This is a genomic window from Streptomyces sp. NBC_01089, from assembly GCF_045162975.1.
Lineage (GTDB): Bacteria > Actinomycetota > Actinomycetes > Streptomycetales > Streptomycetaceae > Streptomyces.
In genome coordinates this window covers 4,730,941-4,747,949 of sequence record NZ_CP108660.1, presented here as the reverse complement: position 1 = coordinate 4,747,949, position 17,009 = coordinate 4,730,941, and the positions used below count along the sequence as shown (strand labels likewise).

19 protein-coding genes are annotated in these 17,009 nt (G+C 71.3%); 10 read left to right on the top strand and 9 right to left on the bottom strand.

Annotation, left to right across the window (positions count from 1 at the left end):
* Positions 1–4: 4 nt before the first annotated feature.
* The 4 genes from OG510_RS21290 to OG510_RS21275 all read right to left on the bottom strand — a co-directional run bounded on the left by OG510_RS21290 (position 5) and on the right by OG510_RS21275 (position 2,504).
* A complete protein-coding gene (locus tag OG510_RS21290) occupies positions 5–841 on the bottom strand; it encodes a helix-turn-helix domain-containing protein (protein WP_406138769.1) in 837 nt (278 codons plus the stop codon).
* Positions 838–1,335: a DUF6879 family protein gene (locus tag OG510_RS21285; protein WP_406138768.1), complete on the bottom strand. Its 498-nt coding sequence runs from the start codon at positions 1,333–1,335 to the stop codon at positions 838–840. The genes OG510_RS21290 and OG510_RS21285 overlap by 4 nt, the downstream gene beginning before the upstream one ends.
* Positions 1,336–1,348: 13 nt before the next feature.
* On the bottom strand, positions 1,349–1,540 hold the full coding sequence (locus tag OG510_RS21280) for a hypothetical protein (protein WP_406138767.1): 192 nt from the start codon (positions 1,538–1,540) through the stop codon (positions 1,349–1,351).
* Positions 1,541–1,694: 154 nt separating this feature from the next.
* Positions 1,695–2,504, bottom strand: coding sequence for a LysR family transcriptional regulator (locus OG510_RS21275; protein WP_406138765.1), 810 nt, complete (start codon positions 2,502–2,504; stop codon positions 1,695–1,697).
* A gap of 67 nt (positions 2,505–2,571) precedes the next feature.
* Here OG510_RS21275 and OG510_RS21270 point away from each other — a divergent pair, with 67 nt between their 5' ends.
* Both OG510_RS21270 and OG510_RS21265 read left to right on the top strand, forming a co-directional pair.
* Entirely contained in the window at positions 2,572–3,528 is a 957-nt protein-coding gene (locus OG510_RS21270) for an NAD(P)H-binding protein (RefSeq protein ID WP_406138764.1), read from the top strand.
* Positions 3,525–4,214 (top strand): SDR family oxidoreductase, encoded by a 690-nt coding sequence (locus OG510_RS21265; RefSeq protein ID WP_406138762.1) that lies wholly within the window; start codon positions 3,525–3,527, stop codon positions 4,212–4,214. Before OG510_RS21270 ends, OG510_RS21265 begins: the two co-directional genes overlap by 4 nt.
* A 108-nt stretch (positions 4,215–4,322) precedes the next feature.
* Here OG510_RS21265 and OG510_RS21260 read toward each other — a convergent pair whose 3' ends face one another.
* Positions 4,323–4,919 carry a TetR/AcrR family transcriptional regulator gene (locus OG510_RS21260; protein ID WP_406138761.1) on the bottom strand — a complete coding sequence of 199 codons (597 nt, stop codon included), beginning with the start codon at positions 4,917–4,919 and terminating at the stop codon, positions 4,323–4,325.
* 62 nt (positions 4,920–4,981) lie between these two features.
* Here OG510_RS21260 and OG510_RS21255 point away from each other — a divergent pair, with 62 nt between their 5' ends.
* Positions 4,982–5,860, top strand: coding sequence for an NAD(P)H-binding protein (locus tag OG510_RS21255; protein WP_406138760.1), 879 nt, complete (start codon positions 4,982–4,984; stop codon positions 5,858–5,860).
* 309 nt (positions 5,861–6,169) lie between these two features.
* Positions 6,170–8,251, top strand: a complete 2,082-nt coding sequence (locus tag OG510_RS21250) for a HelD family protein (RefSeq protein ID WP_406142472.1) — start codon at positions 6,170–6,172, stop codon at positions 8,249–8,251.
* 72 nt (positions 8,252–8,323) lie between these two features.
* On the opposite strand, the gene OG510_RS21245 is transcribed toward OG510_RS21250, so the two are convergent.
* Positions 8,324–9,016, bottom strand: a complete 693-nt coding sequence (locus tag OG510_RS21245) for a copper homeostasis protein CutC (protein ID WP_406138758.1) — start codon at positions 9,014–9,016, stop codon at positions 8,324–8,326.
* Between the two features lie 221 nt (positions 9,017–9,237).
* Here OG510_RS21245 and OG510_RS21240 point away from each other — a divergent pair, with 221 nt between their 5' ends.
* Positions 9,238–9,936 (top strand): hypothetical protein, encoded by a 699-nt coding sequence (locus OG510_RS21240; RefSeq protein ID WP_406138757.1) that lies wholly within the window; start codon positions 9,238–9,240, stop codon positions 9,934–9,936.
* Between the two features lie 95 nt (positions 9,937–10,031).
* Here OG510_RS21240 and OG510_RS21235 read toward each other — a convergent pair whose 3' ends face one another.
* A complete protein-coding gene (locus OG510_RS21235; protein WP_164262684.1) occupies positions 10,032–10,283 on the bottom strand; it encodes a hypothetical protein in 252 nt (83 codons plus the stop codon).
* A gap of 287 nt (positions 10,284–10,570) precedes the next feature.
* Between OG510_RS21235 and OG510_RS21230 the strand changes: the two genes are divergently transcribed.
* Both OG510_RS21230 and OG510_RS21225 read left to right on the top strand, forming a co-directional pair.
* The gene (locus OG510_RS21230) at positions 10,571–11,779 is read left to right on the top strand and encodes a Cmx/CmrA family chloramphenicol efflux MFS transporter (protein ID WP_406142471.1); all 1,209 of its coding nucleotides are present in this window, start codon (positions 10,571–10,573) and stop codon (positions 11,777–11,779) included.
* Between the two features lie 122 nt (positions 11,780–11,901).
* Positions 11,902–12,504, top strand: coding sequence for a Uma2 family endonuclease (locus OG510_RS21225; RefSeq protein WP_406138755.1), 603 nt, complete (start codon positions 11,902–11,904; stop codon positions 12,502–12,504).
* A gap of 40 nt (positions 12,505–12,544) precedes the next feature.
* Here OG510_RS21225 and OG510_RS21220 read toward each other — a convergent pair whose 3' ends face one another.
* Positions 12,545–12,811: a DUF4031 domain-containing protein gene (locus OG510_RS21220; RefSeq protein ID WP_406138754.1), complete on the bottom strand. Its 267-nt coding sequence runs from the start codon at positions 12,809–12,811 to the stop codon at positions 12,545–12,547.
* Positions 12,808–13,158 carry a hypothetical protein gene (locus OG510_RS21215; RefSeq protein ID WP_164262680.1) on the bottom strand — a complete coding sequence of 117 codons (351 nt, stop codon included), beginning with the start codon at positions 13,156–13,158 and terminating at the stop codon, positions 12,808–12,810. Before OG510_RS21215 ends, OG510_RS21220 begins: the two co-directional genes overlap by 4 nt.
* A 136-nt stretch (positions 13,159–13,294) precedes the next feature.
* On the opposite strand from OG510_RS21215, the gene OG510_RS21210 reads away from it, so the two are divergent.
* From OG510_RS21210 to OG510_RS21200, 3 genes are all read left to right on the top strand, one after another.
* A complete protein-coding gene (locus OG510_RS21210; RefSeq protein ID WP_406138753.1) occupies positions 13,295–14,221 on the top strand; it encodes a MurR/RpiR family transcriptional regulator in 927 nt (308 codons plus the stop codon).
* Between the two features lie 94 nt (positions 14,222–14,315).
* Positions 14,316–15,263 (top strand): N-acetylmuramic acid 6-phosphate etherase, encoded by a 948-nt coding sequence (murQ, locus tag OG510_RS21205; RefSeq protein ID WP_406138751.1) that lies wholly within the window; start codon positions 14,316–14,318, stop codon positions 15,261–15,263.
* A gap of 54 nt (positions 15,264–15,317) precedes the next feature.
* Complete coding sequence (locus OG510_RS21200) at positions 15,318–16,982, top strand: PTS transporter subunit EIIC (protein ID WP_406138750.1); 1,665 nt, start codon at positions 15,318–15,320, stop codon at positions 16,980–16,982.
* Positions 16,983–17,009 lie beyond the last annotated feature (27 nt).

Here is a 17,009-nt window from a genome sequence, read left to right as displayed (position 1 = left end):
GCTTCTAGCCCGATTCCCGTTGCTGCAACAGTTCGTCGCGGATGGCCCCCAGAAGGCTGCGCATGTCGTCACCACGCAGTGCGTTGCGGGCGAAACCGTCGAACTTGGATACGTACAGCGCGACATCCCGCGGGTCGGTCACGACGACCTCGGCGTGGACTGTTTCGACTGTCACCGCGCGGTCGTCGCGGATCACGAACGCGTGGTTCGGTATGTCGTGCTGCCTGCCCACCAGGGGCACCACCCGTATGTCCAGATGGGGAAGCCGGGACATGCTGACGAGATGATCGAGCTGTCCGGCCATGACCAGCGGGGGGGGGACGATGAGCCAGCGAAGTACGGGTTCGGTGACCACGAAGCGGAGCGTCCTACTGACGTCGTACAGCAGGGTTTGCCGTTCGAGCCGCGCGCTGACGGTCTCACGGACAGTCGCTTCGGTCAGATCCTCATGCCGGGAGAGGACCGCCCGCATGTATTCGGGAGTTTGAAGCAGTCCGGGCACCAGAGCCGGCTGGAAGAGACGCAACAGGCTCATCCGGGCTTCCACGGACTTGAGTTGTCTCTGGGCCTTGTGCAGACCGGCTCGCTGAATCAGCCGCCATGCGGTCGCCTCGGTCGCCACCGCCCGAGCGGCGTCCATGTACTCCGACTTTGCATCCTCCGATATGCCAATGGCTGTGAGGATGCGATCCACGTCGTCCGCACTCGGCCCGAGCTTGCCGGTTTCGATCTTGCTGAGCTTGCTCGCAGACATGACAGCGCCACGGGCGACTGCTTTGGCTTCCCTGCCGGAAGCGTTCCGCAGTGCTCGCAGCGCCGCACCCAACTCCGAACGGTTCACTCGCCGTGCTTCGCCCACCAGTCCGTGAAGGGCACGGCGTGCCTCAGAGCCGTGTCCCGGCAGGCAACGAATTCAGCAGCCTCGTCCTGCGAAAGCACCTCGGCCCCGGTGAACGCCCCTCCCTCCGCGTAGCGCATCGGCGCAGGAACGGCAGAATCGAAGAGCCAGAAGTCCCCCACACCTTCCGGCAGCGGACTGGGCCGGTCGGTCACGTCAAGGATGAAGAACTCCTCACCGGCTGTGGCGTTCGTGACGTACCCCCATCCCAGTTCGAACCGCAGATACGGAGTCAACGGCCGGGCCAACACGTGGACGCGGTAGAGGCGTCGCCCGGAGGCAACATACGACCGCACCTCTGCCAGCCAATCGGCGTTGTAGTTCTCCGGCCGGGGCTGCCCTTCCACGAAAGCGCGATAGGCGTCCGTGTTGCCCGAACCGCTGTAGTCGCACAGGGTTTCCAGCCGGAAAGCTTCGCGGGAGAAGTGGTCGAACATGTCCCCGAGCGTCCTAGCCAAGCTGATCACCGAACGCCTTCAGGATCAGCTCCATGGGGACTTCCACCAGGGTCTCGTGCGCGGGGATCTCCAGACCGTGATCGGTCGGGGTCTCTCCCTGCACGAGGATCGTTCCACGATCGGTTCTGTAAATGGTGGGGCAGTCCTTCTTGTCGCACGTCGTCGCCAACACGGTCGGCTTCACAGGCGTTCCTTTCCGTGACCGGTGCGTTCGTCATTGATCCTGGCGGGGCCGGGAAGCACAGGGCAAGTGCCCGCACTTTCCACAACGGGAAATCAGTTGCCCGGAGCTGCGCCGCGTCGAGGTGAACGGCGATCTCAGCCTGCCCGTCGATCGTTCAGGCCCCCCGCAGCGTCGCGGTGGCGATCTCCTGGAAGTCGCGCACCAGTCTGTCGCGTCGGTCCGTGCGGGCGGCCAGGCATGTCTCGAACCCTGGGGCGTCCGTGACCGGGAGGTGGACGAGATCCGGGCGGGAGTACGAGCGCGCGACGCTCAGCGGGACGAGTGCGATGCCGTGTCCTGAGGCGATCAGCTCGAATTTCTCCTCCAGTGACGACGTCCGCCGCTTCGGTGCGTCGAGCATCCGCTCGTCGGCGAGGTCCGCCGAGGTGAGTTCGGCACGGCAGGCCAGCGGGTGCGCCGCGGGCATACAGGCGACTCGGGGATCGAGGCCGATGGGGATGGTATGCAGCCCCTTCGTGTCGAACGGGCGGCGCAGATAGCCGACTTGGGCCCGGCCGTCCCGGAGCGGTGCGTCCGGCTCCCACCAGCGCACCGGGACCACGTCGGTCTCGACCTGCGGGTAGCGCGATGCGAACACGCGGAGGGCGTCCGACACATGCAAGCCGGGCGCGAAGGCGACCGCGAGCCGCTGGACGCCCAGGCCGATGTCGTGGACCCGTCGTACCGTCGCCGCGACCACCGCGAGGATCCCCTGCGCCTCCTCGTACAGCTGCTTCCCGGCGGCGGTCAGTTCCACGCTGCGGGTGGTCCGTGTGAACAGATCGCACCCCAACTCCTGTTCCAAGGAGCGGACTTGACGGCTGAGGACCGGCTGGGTGATGTACAGCTGCTCCGCCGCCCGGCCGAAGTGACGGTGCTCTGCCACAGCGACGAAGTAGCGGAGCTTACGCAGATCGAGATCCATGCCTTCAAGGTATCAATCGCCGGGAAGGGTATTGGACGGCCGACCGGCCGGGCCCGAGACTCGACGCATGATCGTCATCACCACTCCCACCGGCCAGATCGGCAGCCGGCTCCTGGACATCCTGCTCAACGAGGCCCCCGCCCGCGGTGAAGAACCCCGCGAAGAACCCGGTGAAGAACGGGGTGAAAGACGGGGCGAAGAACGGCGCGAAGAGCTGCGCGTCATCGTGCGCGACCCCGGCAGACTCCCCGCAGCGGCCCGCGCACGCGTCGACGTCGTCACCGGCTCCCACGGCGACGCCGAGGTCGTCGACCGGGCCTTCACCGGCGCCGACGCCGTCTTCTGGGTCGTCCCGTCGGGCGCGGCGGCACCGAGCCTGGACGCGGTGTACTCCGGGTTCACCCGCGCCGCGGCGGAGGCGTTCACGACCCACGGCGTACGACACGTCGTCGGCGTCTCGGCGCTCGGCCGCGGCACACCCGCCGCCGGTCGCGCCGGGCATGTGACCGCGTCGCTGGCCATGGACGACCTCATCGCACGTACGGGCGTGGCCTACCGCGCGCTCGCGAACCCGTCGTTCATGGACAACCTGCTGCGGCAGGTGGCGTCGATCCGTGACCACGGCGTGTTCACGGACACCGTCGTCGCCGACCGCAGAGCTCCGGCAGCCGCCACCCGGGACATCGCCGCGGCCGCCGCCGGCCTGCTGCTCGACCGCTCGTGGACGGGGACGGGCGAAGTCCCGGTACTGGGCCCCGAAGACCTGTCGGCGAACGACATGGCACGCACCATGTCCGAGGTGCTCGGCCGCCCGGTCCGCTACGAACGGCAGTCGCTGGACGACTGCCGCGCCGCACTCACCGGACACGGGATCGGGGAGGCGGTCGCCGCGGGCTACGTGGACATGGCGCGGGCCAAGGACGACGGCCTCGACGACGGTGTACGCCGTACCCCCGAGACCGCGAGTCCGACCACCTTCCGCACCTGGTGCGAAGAGGTCCTGAAGCCGGCGGTGCAGGCATGAGCAACAGGACCGCTCTCATCGTCGGGGCGTCCCGCGCGCTCGGGCTCGCCCTCGCCACCGAGTTCACGCGCCGTGGCTGGGACGTCATCGGGACCGTACGGGGCGAAAGCCGTACGGGTCTGCACGAGCTGGCCGAGAAGTCCGGGGGCAGCGTCACGGTCGAGTCCCTGGACACGACACGGCCGGAGCAGATCAGCGCGCTGCGCGACCGCCTGGCGGGGCGCACCCTCGACCTGCTGTTCGTCAACGCCGCCATCACCAGGGGCAATATCCCCGTCGGCGATGTCCCGGAGGAGATGTTCGTCGAGGTCATGGTCACGAACGCGCTCAGCCCGATGCGCGTGGTCGAGTCCTTCCGCTCACTGGTCACGCCCACGGGGACGATCGGCGTCATGTCCTCGCGCCAGGGCAGCATCGGCCTCAACACCAGGGGCGGCCAGGATGTCTACCGGGCGAGCAAGTCGGCTCTGAACCAGCTGATGCGCAGCTACGCCGTCCGGTACGCCGATGCCGCGCACACGCTCCTGCTCATGTGCCCCGGCCATGTCCGCACCGAACTCGGCGGCCCGGACGCGCCGTTGAGCATCGACCAGTCCATCCCGGGCGTGGTCGACACGATCGAACACCACAGCGGCGAGCCGGGCCTGCAGTTCCTCAATTACCAGGACCAGGAGGTGCCCTGGTAGCCGGTGGCCGGTGGCCGGACGCAGGCGTCGGTGTCGGTGTCGGTGTATCTCCGCGTCAGTGTCAGTTCGGTGCGTCGAGCGGCGCGGGATCGCCCGTGACCTTCACCGTCACCGCAGTTGGCTGAACGCCTGGTCGGCGTCGGCCACGGCCTCGGGGTGGACGTCGGGGGCCGTCCGGCCGTCGGCGATCTTCTGCCAGTTGGCCCTGGCGAGTACCCGCTGGACCGCGAGCACCTGGGCGGCGCGCAGGCGCGCCTGGATGCCCTCGCCGAGGGCGTCCGCCAGCGCTTCCTCGTCCTCCAGCTGGTACCGCGTGAGCCGTCCGGCCAGGCTCGGTGTGGTGAACACCAGCCGGTGGAACGCCACCACTTGAGGGTGATCGTTGAGGCCGGTGACGGGGTCGTACCGGTCGAGGCCGGCCCGGAAGTGCCGGTGCAGCGCCGCTACCGGCCCGGTGCCGGACCCGCGGTCACGTACGACGCGCGCCGCCTCGCCCTTGTGGTCCGCGAACCGGTGCAGCACCAGGTCTTCCTTGGTGGGGAAGTACCGGAAGAGAGTCGGCTTGGAGATCTCGGCCGCCGCGGCGATGTCGTTGACCGAGACGCGGTCGAAGCCGTGCTCCAGGAACAGCGCGACGGCCGCGTCGCCGATGGCGTCGCGCGTCCGCTCCTTCTTGCGGGCCCGCAGCCCCGTCGGCTCGCTCATCGGACCACCGTAACATTCGCAACCCGGTTGCTTTTTTAACCGGGTAACGTTTTCATGGCGGCATGCAGCAGACAGACATGCCCCCTGTGCTCGTCACCGGGGCGACGGGCCGGATCGGACGCGCCGTCGTCGGCCAACTCCTCGACGCGGGGGTGCCGGTGCGCGCCCTCGTCCATCGCTCCGATGCGGCGGCGACGCTGCCCGCGGAGGCCGAGGTCTTCACCGGCGACCTCACCGTGCCCGAGTCGCTCGACCCGGCCTTGACCGGCGCGGGCGCGGTCTTCCTCGTGTGGACCGCCCCGCCCCGGACCGCCGCGGCAGTCGTCGAGCGGCTGGCGGCCCACGTACGGCGAGTCGTCTTCCTCTCCTCCCCGCACCGGACGCCGCACCCCTTCTTCCAGCAGCCCAACCCGATGGCGGCGCTGCACGCCGACATCGAGCGGCTCATCGCGGCCACCGGGCTCGAATCGACGATCATCCGGCCGGGGATGCTCGCGTCGAACGCGCTGGCCTGGTGGGCGCCCGCGATCCGGGCCGGGGAGGCCGTCCGGTGGCCGTACGGCGCTGCCGAGACGGCACCGGTCGACGACCGCGATGTCGCGGCTGTCGCGGCGCGGATGCTCCACCGGGACGGATACGCCGGAGGGGACTACGTCCTCACGGGCCCCGAATCGCTGACCCAGGCCGCGCAGGTGGGCGTCATCGGGGACGCGCTGGGGCGCCGGATCGCGTTCGATGAGATGACTCCGGACGAGTTCCGGAGCCTGTCGGAGGGCACGGCGCCCAGCTCGGTGGTCGAGATGCTGCTCGCCGCGTGGAGCGCGGCGGTCGGACAGCCCGCGTACGTCACCACCGCGGTGGCCGACATCCTGGGGGCGGCGCCGCGAACGTTCCACCAGTGGGCCGCCGACCATGCCGCGGCGCTCACGGAGGGCCCGTAACCCGTCAACTCGTCCAGGCCGGGGCGTGACGGGGGCGGAGCACTTCCCCCGATCCGCGCCACGGCGGCGCGACATACATCCGCTGGGCGCCGGCCATGGCTCCGCGTGGGAAAACCCATTGGCCCGCGCCCCCGCTCCCGGACTACAATCGCGCCTTCCCCCGCCTCCCCCAGGGAGCGCCGCCGCCCGGACGGAAACCGGCGGCCGCCACGTCGTGATCAGCCGTACCCGCCCGGAGGCTCCACCGTGCCCACGCACGTCCCGCAGGACATTCCCGACGACGCACTCCAAGGCGCGCCCCACGACGCACTGCAAGGCGCGCCCGACGACGCACCCGACGGCACGCCCGCCGATCCCCTCGCCCGCGAGCGTGCCCACCTCACCGGCTCCCGGGCCGCCCTGCGCGCCATGCGGGAGGACGTCCAAGGGCTCGACATCCGCGACGTCACCGCGAACTGGGTCAACGCCGCCGTCCTGCAAGCGCAGATCGACGACCGCATCAAGGCGCTCGCCGACCTCTCGCACACCCCGCTCTTCTTCGGCCGCCTCGACTACCAGCACGCCCCCGGCGCGGAGCTCGCCGAGGGCGGCGGCGGCGAGCGGTTCTACATCGGGCGCCGTCATGTGCACGACGCCGACGGCGACCCGATGGTCATCGACTGGCGCGCCCCCGTCTCGCAGCCCTTCTACCGGGCGTCCACCAAGGACCCGATGGACATCGGGCTGCGCCGCCGCTTCGGCTACACGGGCGGTGAGCTGACCGCGTACGAGGACGAGCATCTGGCCTCCCCGGCCGCATCCGACCGGCAGACCACCAGCAAACTGCTGCAGGCCGAGATCGAGCGGCCCCGCGTCGGGCCGATGCGGGACATCGTGGCGACCATCCAGCCCGAGCAGGACGAGATCGTACGGTCCGACCTCGGCGGCACCGTCTGCGTCCAGGGCGGCCCCGGCACCGGCAAGACCGCCGTCGGGCTGCACCGGGTCGCGTACCTGCTGTACGCGCACCGCGAGCGGCTGGCCCGCACCGGCACCCTGGTCATCGGGCCGAACCGGTCCTTCCTGCACTACATCGAGCAAGTCCTGCCCGCGCTGGGTGAGTTGGAGGTCAAGCAGGCCACGGTCGACGACCTGGTCACGGGCGTCGAGATCAGGGGCACCGACACCGCGGCCGCCGCCGTCATCAAGGGCGACGCCCGGATGGCGGAGGTGCTGCGCCGGGCCCTGCGCTCGCATGTGACCCTGCCGACCGAGCCCGCGATGGTCGTCAGGGGCTCGCGCCGCTGGCGGATCCCGGCGTACGAACTCGGGGAGATCGTCAGCGAGTTGCTGGCCCGCGACATCCGTTACGGCGCCGCGCGCGACGCCCTCCCGCAGCGCATCGCGCACACCGTGCTGGTCCGGATGGAACAGGCGGGCGAGGCGCCCGACGACCGGGTGCAGGACGCGGTGGCCCGTAACCCCGCGGTGAAAGCCGTGGTCAAGGCCGCCTGGCCGCAGGTCGATCCGGACAAGCTGGTGCTGCGGCTGCTCGGCGACGCGGAGTTCCTCGCCGCGCACGCGGAGGGCATCCTGACCGCCGACGAGCAGCGGACCATCCTGTGGGAGAAGCCGGCCCGGTCGGTGAAGTCCGCGAAGTGGTCCCTGGCGGACGCGGTACTGATCGACGAGGCGGGGGATCTGGTCGCCCGTACGCACTCGCTCGGCCATGTCGTCCTCGACGAGGCGCAGGACCTCTCGCCGATGCAGTACCGCGCGGTGGGCCGCCGCTGCACGACCGGTTCGGCGACGATCCTCGGCGACCTGGCGCAGGGCACCACGCCCTGGGCGACGTCGGGCTGGGACGAGGCGCTGCACCATCTGGGCAAGGGCGACGCGCATGTGGAGGAGCTGACGGCCGGTTTCCGTGTACCGCGTGAGGTCATCGCGTACGCGTCCCGGCTGCTGCCGCACATGTCACCGGGGCTGGCGCCCGTCTCGTCCGTACGGGAGAACCCCGGCTCGCTGGAGGTACGGACGGCCGACGACCTGGACGCGGCGGCCGTCGCCGCCTGCCAGGACTCCCTGTACCACGAGGGCTCGACGGGCCTGATCGCGGCCGACGCCCGTATCCCCGCCCTGTCGGCGGCGCTGACGGCCGCGGGGCTCGCGCATCTGGAGCCGGGCCAGGAGACCAGCGCCGACTCCCGGCTGACACTGGTGCCGGCCTCGCTCGCCAAGGGCCTGGAGTACGACTACGTGGTGCTGGACGAACCGGCGGCGGTGGTCGCGGGCGAGCCCGACGTACGCACCGGCCTGCGCCGTCTGTATGTCGCGCTCACCCGTGCGGTGTCGGGCCTGATCGTGACGCATTCGCTGCCGCTGCCGGAGCAGATCTCAAGCCCTTCCTGAGGGCACCTCCCAGCGTCAGCTCGGGGGGGAGAGAGATTGAGGAGCGGGGTTCTGGGCGGGGCCCCGCTCGCCTCAGCCGCCGTCGAGCACGCGCCGCCACTCCCGTACCGCGTCCGCGTCGACCGGCAGCGCCCATCCGCCGGGCCGGGCCGCGCCCCCGATGTGCACGGCGTCGACCCCGGCCGCCAGCAGCCGCGGCAGGTGCGGGAGCCCCAGCCCCCCACCGACCAGGATCTGCGCCTCGTACCCCGGCTGCCCTCTGCGCGCGGCCTCCGCGAGCAGAGTCGGCATGCCGTCGGAGACCCCGGTGGGGGAACCGGCCGTGAGGTAGGTGTCAAGGCCGGGCAGGTCGGCGAGCTCCTTGCGGAGCGCGTCGCGGTCGGCGGCCCGGTCGATCGCCCGGTGGAACGTCCACGGGCAGCCCTCGATCTCGGCGACGATCCGCTCGACGGCCACCAGGTCGGGGTTGCCGTCGGCGTCCAGGAAACCGAGGACGAACTGGTCCGCGCCGTCGGCCCGCAGATTCCGTGCCGCCGTCACGAGCGCGCCGACGTCACCGGCCGCGAACCCGTCGGTGAGCCGCAGCATCACGCGCAGGGGGATGTCGACGGCGGAACGGATCGCCGCGAACGTCTCGCGGGACGGTGTCAGGCCGTCGGCCGCCATGTCGGTGACCAGTTCGAGGCGGTCGGCACCACCGGCCTGGGCGGCGACCGCGTCCTCCGCGGAGAGCGCGATCACCTCCAGAACTGCACGGTTGCTCATCAAATCCCTATCTTTGAGGGCCACGGATCCAGCGAGGGCTAACAGGGGCTACAGGTCTAGTCCAGTGGACACCCTACGGCCCTGCCCCCCGCCTCCGCAGCCCGCACCCGGCCCCACGAGGTGGTGATCCGCCGGGCGGCGACCGGCACCGGCCCGCACCGGCCGCGGCACCGGCACACACCGGCCCCCGCCCGGCGCCCCGGCCCCGGCACAATGGCGTCATGCCTCAGGACGCGCCCCACGGCCCCGCCGACCTCGCCACCCGCTGGCACCAGGCCCTCACCGCCGCCCGCGAGGGTGCCACCGCGCCGGGCACGCCCGCCGCCGGCCCGCACACCGGGCAGCTGCCCGACCGGGACCCGTACGCCGAGAACCTGCTCGCCCGCTGGGCCGAGCCGCACCGCCGGTACCACACGACCGCCCATCTCACCGCTGTGCTGGACCACATCGACACCCTCGCCGGACACGCGGCCGACCCGGCGGCCGTGCGGCTCGCCGCCTGGTTCCACGACGCGGTGTACCGGCCGGACCGCTCGGAGAACGAGGAGCGCAGCGCCCAGCTGGCCGAGCGTGCACTCGCCGAGGCGGGGGTGCCCGGGGCCCGTACGGCGGAGGTGGCCCGGCTGGTCCGGCTGACCGTCGGCCACGATCCGCAGCCCGGCGACACCAACGGTGAGGTGCTGTGCGACGCGGACCTGGCGATCCTGGCCTCGGACCCGGCCGCGTACGCGCGGTACGCGGCAGCCGTACGGGAGGAGTACGCCTTCGTACCGGACCAGGCGTTCCGCGAGGGCCGCTCGGCGGTACTGCGTGAACTGCTCGGGCTGCCGAGGCTGTTCCACACGGCTCACGGGCAGACGCGGTGGGAGGACAAGGCGCGCCAGAACCTGGCCACGGAGCTGGAACTGCTCACGCTCTGACGCAACGGGCCGAGTGGGCCGAGCGGGCCCGCACGAACCGCACAGGCCGTACGCAGGACCCCACCCGCACCGCCGCGCATCACCCTGCCACCCGCTCAGCGGCAGACGTCGCCCCGGCTGCGGGCATTGGCCAACGCGTTGCGGGCGATCAACTGCTCACGCGCGGTGACCGCCCTGAGGGCGTCATCGGGGCACGTCCACTCGGCGCCGCCCGCCGGCGGCCGCAGCCGTACGAACCCGGCGTCGCGCCCGATGACCTCGCCGACCTGGCCACGTCGGGTGTCCATGACATACGAACCGTTCACCGGCCCGCCGTCCGCCTCCTGGGCATCTGTGCTCACCGTCATGTCTGTCCTCCTCCCCCAAGTCCCCCGTGACATGCACAGCGTGACCATGCACCACCCACCCGCACCACCTGGACACACCGGACCTGCACCACCTGGCCACATCATCCGGCCACACAGGAGAAGGGCACCGCCCAGGAAACGGACACCGCCACGGCGCGCGGGAACCCGGGAACCCGGCAACCCGGCAACCCGGCAACCCGGGAACGCGGGAACGCGGGAACGCGGGAATGTCAGCTGCTACGCCGTCGTTGGCACCTGGCATGCCCGCTACCACCGAACGCGCCCGTATGCCGCTCGCCGTCCACATACTGGGGCTCGCGGTTTTCGCTCTGGGTACCAGTGAGTTCATGCTGTCCGGGCTGCTGCCCGACATAGCCGACGACATGAACGTGTCCATCCCGCGGGCAGGTCTGCTGATCTCGGCCTTCGCGATCGGCATGGTGATCGGCGCCCCGCTGCTCGCCGTCGCCACCCTGCGACTGCCCCGCCGCACCACCCTGATCTCCCTGATCACCGTCTTCGGCCTGGGCCAGGTGGCAGGCGCGCTCGCCCCCAACTACGAACTGCTCTTCGCCTCGCGCGTCATCAGCGCCTTCGCCTGCGCGGGCTTCTGGGCCGTCGGCGCGGCGGTAGCCATCGCGATGGTGCCGCTGAACGCCCGGGCCCGAGCCATGGCCGTGATGATCGGCGGCCTGTCCATCGCCAACGTGCTCGGTGTCCCCGCGGGCGCCTTCCTCGGCGAGCACCTGGGCTGGCGCTCGGCGTTCTGGGCGGTCGGCGCCGCCTCCGCCATCGCCCTCGTCGGCGTGGCCACCCTGATCCCCCGGATCCCGCTGCCCGCCGAACGCCCCCGGCTCCGTACCGAGCTGAGCATCTACCGCGACCGCCAGGTCTGGCTGTCCATCGTCGTCACGGCGCTCGCCGCGGGCGGCGTCTTCTGCGCGTTCAGCTATCTGGCACCGCTGCTCACGGATGTGGCGGGCCTCGCCGACAGCTGGGTCCCGACGGTGCTGGCGCTCTTCGGCGTGGGCGCGCTGGTCGGTACGACGGTGGGCGGCCGGGTCGCGGACGCCCACCTCTTCGGCGTCCTGCTGACCGGCATCGCGGCCTCGACCGTCTTCCTGGTGGCCCTGGCCCTGCTGGCCCACCACCCGGCCGCGGTGGTGACCCTGTCGTTCCTGCTGGGGACTTCGGCCTTCTACACGGCCCCGGCGCTGAACGCCCGGATGTTCAACGTGGCGGGCGCGGCCCCCACCCTGGCGGGAGCCACCACCACGGCCTCCTTCAACCTGGGCAACGCGGGCGGCCCCTGGCTGGGCGGCGCGGTGATCAGCGGCGGCTTCGGCTTCGCGGCGACGGCCTGGGCGGGCGCGGCCATGACGGTGGTGGCGATCATCGCGGTGACGCTCTCACTGCGGCTGTACCGCTCGGGTTCACGGGTGGTGGCCCGCTCATCGGACCTCGCCCCGGAGATGGTGGCCACGGAGAACGTCTGACCTGCCGGGTCAGGGTTACTGCATCGTTCACTCGTCCGTGGGACGCTGAGCGAAGCGGTGCGATGCCCTGCCGCTGTCGATCTACGCTCGCCCCCGTCGGGCCACCGAAGAAGGGAGTCGCGATGACCGCCGCGATGGCCGAGAACGACCGGATGCCGCACCGTCGTCCGTGGGACGACCTGCTGCGGGCCTGGCGGGAGCTGGACGTGCCCGAGGGGTGGCGCGCCGAGATCGACGGAGGGCAGATCCTCGTGGTACCGCCACCACACGCACATCACAACGGCATCGCGGAAACCGTGCAGCGCGTCCTGTACCGGACACTCGCCGATGAGCTGGGCATCTACCAGACCCTCGGAATCCACATCGCGCCCCTGGGCAAGCTGTACGTTCCCGATCTGGTCGTCATGCCGAAGTCGCTCATCGCCGCGGCCGACCCCGACACCAGCGATCCCGTGGACGCCGCCGAAGCGCTGCTGGTCGTCGAGATCACGTCGAGGAGCAACGCCAAGGACGACCGGACCAAGAAGCTCTGGGCCTACGCGCACGCCCCCGTGCCCGCCTATCTCCTGATCGACCGTTTCGACGAGCACGGCCCTACGACGACACTCTTCAGCGCGCCACTGAACGGTGCGTACAAGCACAGCGAGCGCGTCCCGTTCGGCGAGCAGCTGAAGCTGCCGGACCCCTTCGGTGGCTTGCTGGACACGGGCGCTTTCCCGGTCTGACGGGCACAGCGCTCCGGGCTTCCCACACCGACGACCTGCCCTACGCCGGCCGCCCCTTCGGCCGGCGCAGGCCCGCTGTCGTGAGTCTGCGGACCAGTTCCTTCGAGCCGATCTCGACCGCTCCCGCCGCCACCGCGTCCGCGTACCGGTGCGACGGCAGGTCGTAGTGGTCCCGTTCGAAGGCGCGGGGCGGGCAGCCGATGGACGCGGCGAACGTGTGCAGTTCCTCGTACGAGACGTCGCTGACCAGGTGCGACCACATTCTGCCGTGGCCGGGCCAGGTCGGCGGGTCGATGTAGAGCGTCACGAGAGCGCGCCCACCGGGGCCACGATCACGGCCTCCTTGGCGCAGACCCAGTGCGGGTCGGGGCCCAGTTCCGGCTCGACCTCCAGGGCGTGCGGGTCCTGGCAGACGGGGCAGAGCGGCCAGCGGCCGTACCGTTCGAGCAGCGCGTCCTGGACGTCCTGGGCGACAAGACCGGCGACGAACTCGGCGCCCTGCGGCCACTGCTCCACCCACCAGCGGCGGTGCGTCACCGCGTCCTCCACCAGCGAGACCACATCGGCCTCGGCCACATCGCGGGACGCGAGATCGGCGAGCACCAGCGCCCGCGCTTCGTGCAGGGACTGTTCCAGAGGGGTCACGGGATCCATGGCTCCATTGTCCCCGGTCGCCGCGGAATGCCGCCGGCACCCGGGGAAGGCTGCCCGCCCCGGGAAGGCGGCTGTCGCCCGGGAAGGCGGCTGCGGAAGGGTTGACGTCCCCCAGGGGCGAAAATATCTTTCACTTGTGACCAACAATGTGAAGGAAATTTTCACCGGCACGTCCGCCCCTCCCGCCCCCGCAGCCCTCGCCGCCAAGGTCCGCACCCTGGCGCCCTCCATGACCCGCTCGATGCAGCTGGTCGCCGAGGCCGTCGCGGGCGATCCGGCCGGCTGTGCGGCCCTCACGGTCACCGGTCTCGCCGAACTCACCGGCACCAGCGAGGCCACCGTGGTCCGTACGGCCCGCATACTCGGCTACCCCGGTTACCGGGATCTCCGCCTCGCCCTCGCCGGGCTCGCCGCCCAGCAGCAGTCCGGCCGGGCGCCCGCCGTCACCGCCGACATCGCCGTCGACGACCCGATCGCGGACGTCGTCGCCAAGCTCGCCTACGACGAGCAGCAGACCCTCGCCGACACCGCCGCCGCCCTGGACACCGTGCAGCTCGGCGCCGCCGTCTCCGCGCTCTCCACGGCCCGCCGTATCGACATCTACGGCGTCGGCGCCTCCTCGCTCGTCGGCCAGGACCTCGCGCAGAAACTGCTGCGCATCGGTCTGATAGCGCACGCGCACAGCGACCCGCACCTCGCCGTCACCAACGCCGTACAGCTCCGCTCCGGCGACGTGGCCATCGCCATCACCCACTCCGGCGCCACCGGTGACGTCATAGAGCCGCTGCACACCGCCTTCGAGCACGGCGCGACGACGATCGCGATCACCGGCCGCCCGGACGGCCGGGTCTCGCAGTACGCCGACCACATCCTCACCACGTCCACCGCCCGCGAGAGCGAACTGCGGCCCGCCGCGATGTCCTCCCGTACCAGCCAGCTCCTGGTCGTGGACTGCCTGTTCATCGGGGTCATGCAGCGGACGTACGACCGGGCGGCGCCGGCGCTCTCCGCTTCGTACGAGGCACTCGCCCACCGCCACACCCCGCGCACCAGCAGCCGCTGAGCCCCTCGCCTCACTCCCTCTGTCTCCCCCTGTCTTCCCCTGCCCCTCCCCACCTCCCACCGCAGAAGCGCTGAACCGGAAAGAGCCGCACACCATGACCTCCACCGCCTCCAACAACTACGGAGCGCTGCGCGCCCAGCTGGCCACCCTCACCACCGAGGCGTTCCGGCCCGAGCTCGCCGAGATCGACCAGCTGCCCACCGAGGAGATCGCCCGGCTGATGAACGGTGAGGACGCCACCGTTCCGGCGGCCGTCGCCGCGCAGCTGCCGCGGATCGCCGCCGCCATCGACGCCACCGCCGAGCGGATGGCCCGCGGCGGCCGGCTCGTCTACGCGGGCGCGGGCACCGCGGGCCGGATGGGTGTGCTGGACGCCAGCGAGTGCCCGCCGACCTTCAACACCGACCCGTCCGAGGTGCTGGGCCTGATCGCGGGCGGCCCCTCCGCCATGGTCAAGGCGGTCGAGGGCGCCGAGGACTCCAAGGAGCTGGCGGCGGCCGACCTGGACGCGCTCAAGCTCACCGCCGACGACACCGTGGTCGGGATCTCGGCCTCGGGCCGCACCCCGTACGCGATCGGCGCCGTCGAGCACGCCCGTACGCTCGGCGCGCTCACCATCGGCATCTCCTGCAACGCGCAGAGCGCCCTCGGGGACGCCGCCGAGCACGGCATCGAGGTGGTCGTCGGACCCGAGCTGCTCACCGGGTCCACCCGGCTCAAGGCGGGCACCGCGCAGAAGCTCGTCCTCAACATGCTCTCGACGATCACCATGATCCGGCTCGGCAAGACGTACGGAAACCTCATGGTCGACGTCCGGGCATCGAACGAGAAGCTCCGCGCCCGCTCGCGCCGCATCGTCTCGCTCGCGACCGGCGCGGACGACGCCGAGATCGAGAAGGCGCTGACCGCAGCCGAGGGCGAGGTGAAGACCGCCATCCTCATCGTCCTGGGCAGCGTGGACGCCCCCACCGCCACACACCTTCTCGAAGAGACCGGGGGACATCTGCGTGCCGCTCTCCGGTCCGCGGCCCGGACCAGTTGACTCTGGAACCCCCGCTCGACCCGAGAGCGACCTGAACCAGAGGCGCCACGCACCATGACCTCCTCCAGCACACCGGAAGACGGAAACCGCGGCGACAAGAACCGCGCCGTCGCCGCCGCGATCCTGCCCCTCGTGGGCGGCGCGCGGAACGTCACGTCCGCCGTCCACTGCATGACCCGCCTGCGGCTCGGCCTCGCCGACCGCTCGCTCGTACAGGAAGAGGCGCTGAAGGCCCTGCCCGCCGTCATGGGTGTGGTCGACGACGACACGTACCAGATCGTGCTCGGCCCCGGCACGGTCGCCCGCGTCACGCCGGAGTTCGAAGCACTGGTGGCGGAGGGCCGGGGCCGGGCAGCCACGCCCGAGCCGGAACCCACCGCTCCGGCCACCCCAGCCGCTCCGGTCGCTCCCGCGGGCGTGGCCGGAAACGCAGGGGGCGTAGCCGGCACCGCGGACGGCGTGGCCGCCGCAACGGCCGACGAACTGGCCGCCCAGGGCGCGGCCATCAAGGCGGCGCGGAAGGCGAAGAACGCGACACCGTTCAAGCTCTTCCTGCGGCGGATCGCGAACATCTTCGTGCCCCTGATCCCCGCCCTCATCGGCTGCGGCATCATCGCCGGCATCAACGGTCTGCTGGTCAACGCGGGCTGGCTGCCGGGCGTCACCCCGGCGCTCGCCGCCATCGCGTCCGGCTTCATGGCGCTGATCGCGGTGTTCGTCGGCTACAACACGGCGAAGGAGTTCGGCGGGACACCGATCCTGGGCGGTGCGGTCGCGGCGATCATCGTCTACGCGGGTGTGACGGACGTGTCCGCGTTCGGCGAGAAGCTCTCCCCCGGCGAGGGCGGCGTCCTCGGCGCCCTGGGCGCGGCCGTCCTTGCGGTGTACGTCGAGAAGTGGTGCAGACGCTGGATGCCGCAGTCCCTCGACGTCCTGCTCACCCCGACCCTCACGGTGCTGGTCTCCGGCCTGGTCACGCTCTTCGGCCTGATGTACGTGGCCGGCCAGGTGTCCAGCGCCATCGGCACCTTCGCCACCTGGCTGCTGGCGCACGGCGGCGCGGTCGCGGGCTTCGTCCTCGGCGGCCTCTTCCTGCCGCTGGTGATGCTGGGCCTGCACCAGGCGCTGATCCCGATCCACACCACCCTGATCCAGCAGCAGGGCTACACGGTGCTGCTCCCGATCCTCGCCATGGCGGGCGCGGGCCAGGTGGGTTCGGCCATCGCGGTCTATCTGCGCCTCCCGAAGAACAAGTCGATCCGCAGGACCATCAAGTCGGCGCTCCCGGCGGGCTTCCTGGGCGTGGGCGAGCCGCTGATCTACGGTGTCTCGCTCCCGCTGGGCCGCCCGTTCATCACCGCGTGCGTCGGCGGCGCGTTCGGCGGCGGCTTCGTCGGCCTCTTCAACCAGCTGGGCACCACGGTCGGCTCCACGGCGATCGGCCCCTCGGGCTGGGCACTGTTCCCGCTGCTCAAGGGCGACCACACGCTGACCGCGTCGATCGCGATCTACGCGGGCGGGCTGCTGGCGGGCTACCTCGCGGGCTTCGTGGCGACGTACTTCTTCGGCTTCAGCAGGACCCTGCTCGCGGAATTCAACGTCGACGCGGAACAAGCGGCGACGCCCCGCACGGCAGCGGCCCCGTCAGCGCCCCCGGCGACCCCGGCGGCTCCCGGAACGACCACACCGGCCCCGGAGGAGGAACCGAGTACGGCCTGATCCGGACGTCGGGTGACCGATGAGTTC

Excerpts from the sequence above, each read along its gene's own strand:
- OG510_RS21285 (WP_406138768.1), bottom strand. The coding sequence starts at position 1,335 with ATGTTCGACCACTTCTCCCGCGAAGCTTTCCGGCTGGAAACCCTGTGC.
- OG510_RS21275 (WP_406138765.1), bottom strand. The coding sequence starts at position 2,504 with ATGGATCTCGATCTGCGTAAGCTCCGCTACTTCGTCGCTGTGGCAGAG.
- OG510_RS21270 (WP_406138764.1), top strand. The coding sequence starts at position 2,572 with ATGATCGTCATCACCACTCCCACCGGCCAGATCGGCAGCCGGCTCCTG.
- OG510_RS21265 (WP_406138762.1), top strand. The coding sequence starts at position 3,525 with ATGAGCAACAGGACCGCTCTCATCGTCGGGGCGTCCCGCGCGCTCGGG.
- OG510_RS21260 (WP_406138761.1), bottom strand. The coding sequence starts at position 4,919 with ATGAGCGAGCCGACGGGGCTGCGGGCCCGCAAGAAGGAGCGGACGCGC.
- OG510_RS21255 (WP_406138760.1), top strand. The coding sequence starts at position 4,982 with ATGCAGCAGACAGACATGCCCCCTGTGCTCGTCACCGGGGCGACGGGC.
- OG510_RS21245 (WP_406138758.1), bottom strand. The coding sequence starts at position 9,016 with ATGAGCAACCGTGCAGTTCTGGAGGTGATCGCGCTCTCCGCGGAGGAC.
- OG510_RS21240 (WP_406138757.1), top strand. The coding sequence starts at position 9,238 with ATGCCTCAGGACGCGCCCCACGGCCCCGCCGACCTCGCCACCCGCTGG.
- OG510_RS21235 (WP_164262684.1), bottom strand. The coding sequence starts at position 10,283 with ATGACGGTGAGCACAGATGCCCAGGAGGCGGACGGCGGGCCGGTGAAC.
- OG510_RS21230 (WP_406142471.1), top strand. The coding sequence starts at position 10,571 with ATGCCGCTCGCCGTCCACATACTGGGGCTCGCGGTTTTCGCTCTGGGT.
- OG510_RS21225 (WP_406138755.1), top strand. The coding sequence starts at position 11,902 with ATGACCGCCGCGATGGCCGAGAACGACCGGATGCCGCACCGTCGTCCG.
- OG510_RS21215 (WP_164262680.1), bottom strand. The coding sequence starts at position 13,158 with ATGGATCCCGTGACCCCTCTGGAACAGTCCCTGCACGAAGCGCGGGCG.
- murQ (WP_406138751.1), top strand. The coding sequence starts at position 14,316 with ATGACCTCCACCGCCTCCAACAACTACGGAGCGCTGCGCGCCCAGCTG.
- OG510_RS21200 (WP_406138750.1), top strand. The coding sequence starts at position 15,318 with ATGACCTCCTCCAGCACACCGGAAGACGGAAACCGCGGCGACAAGAAC.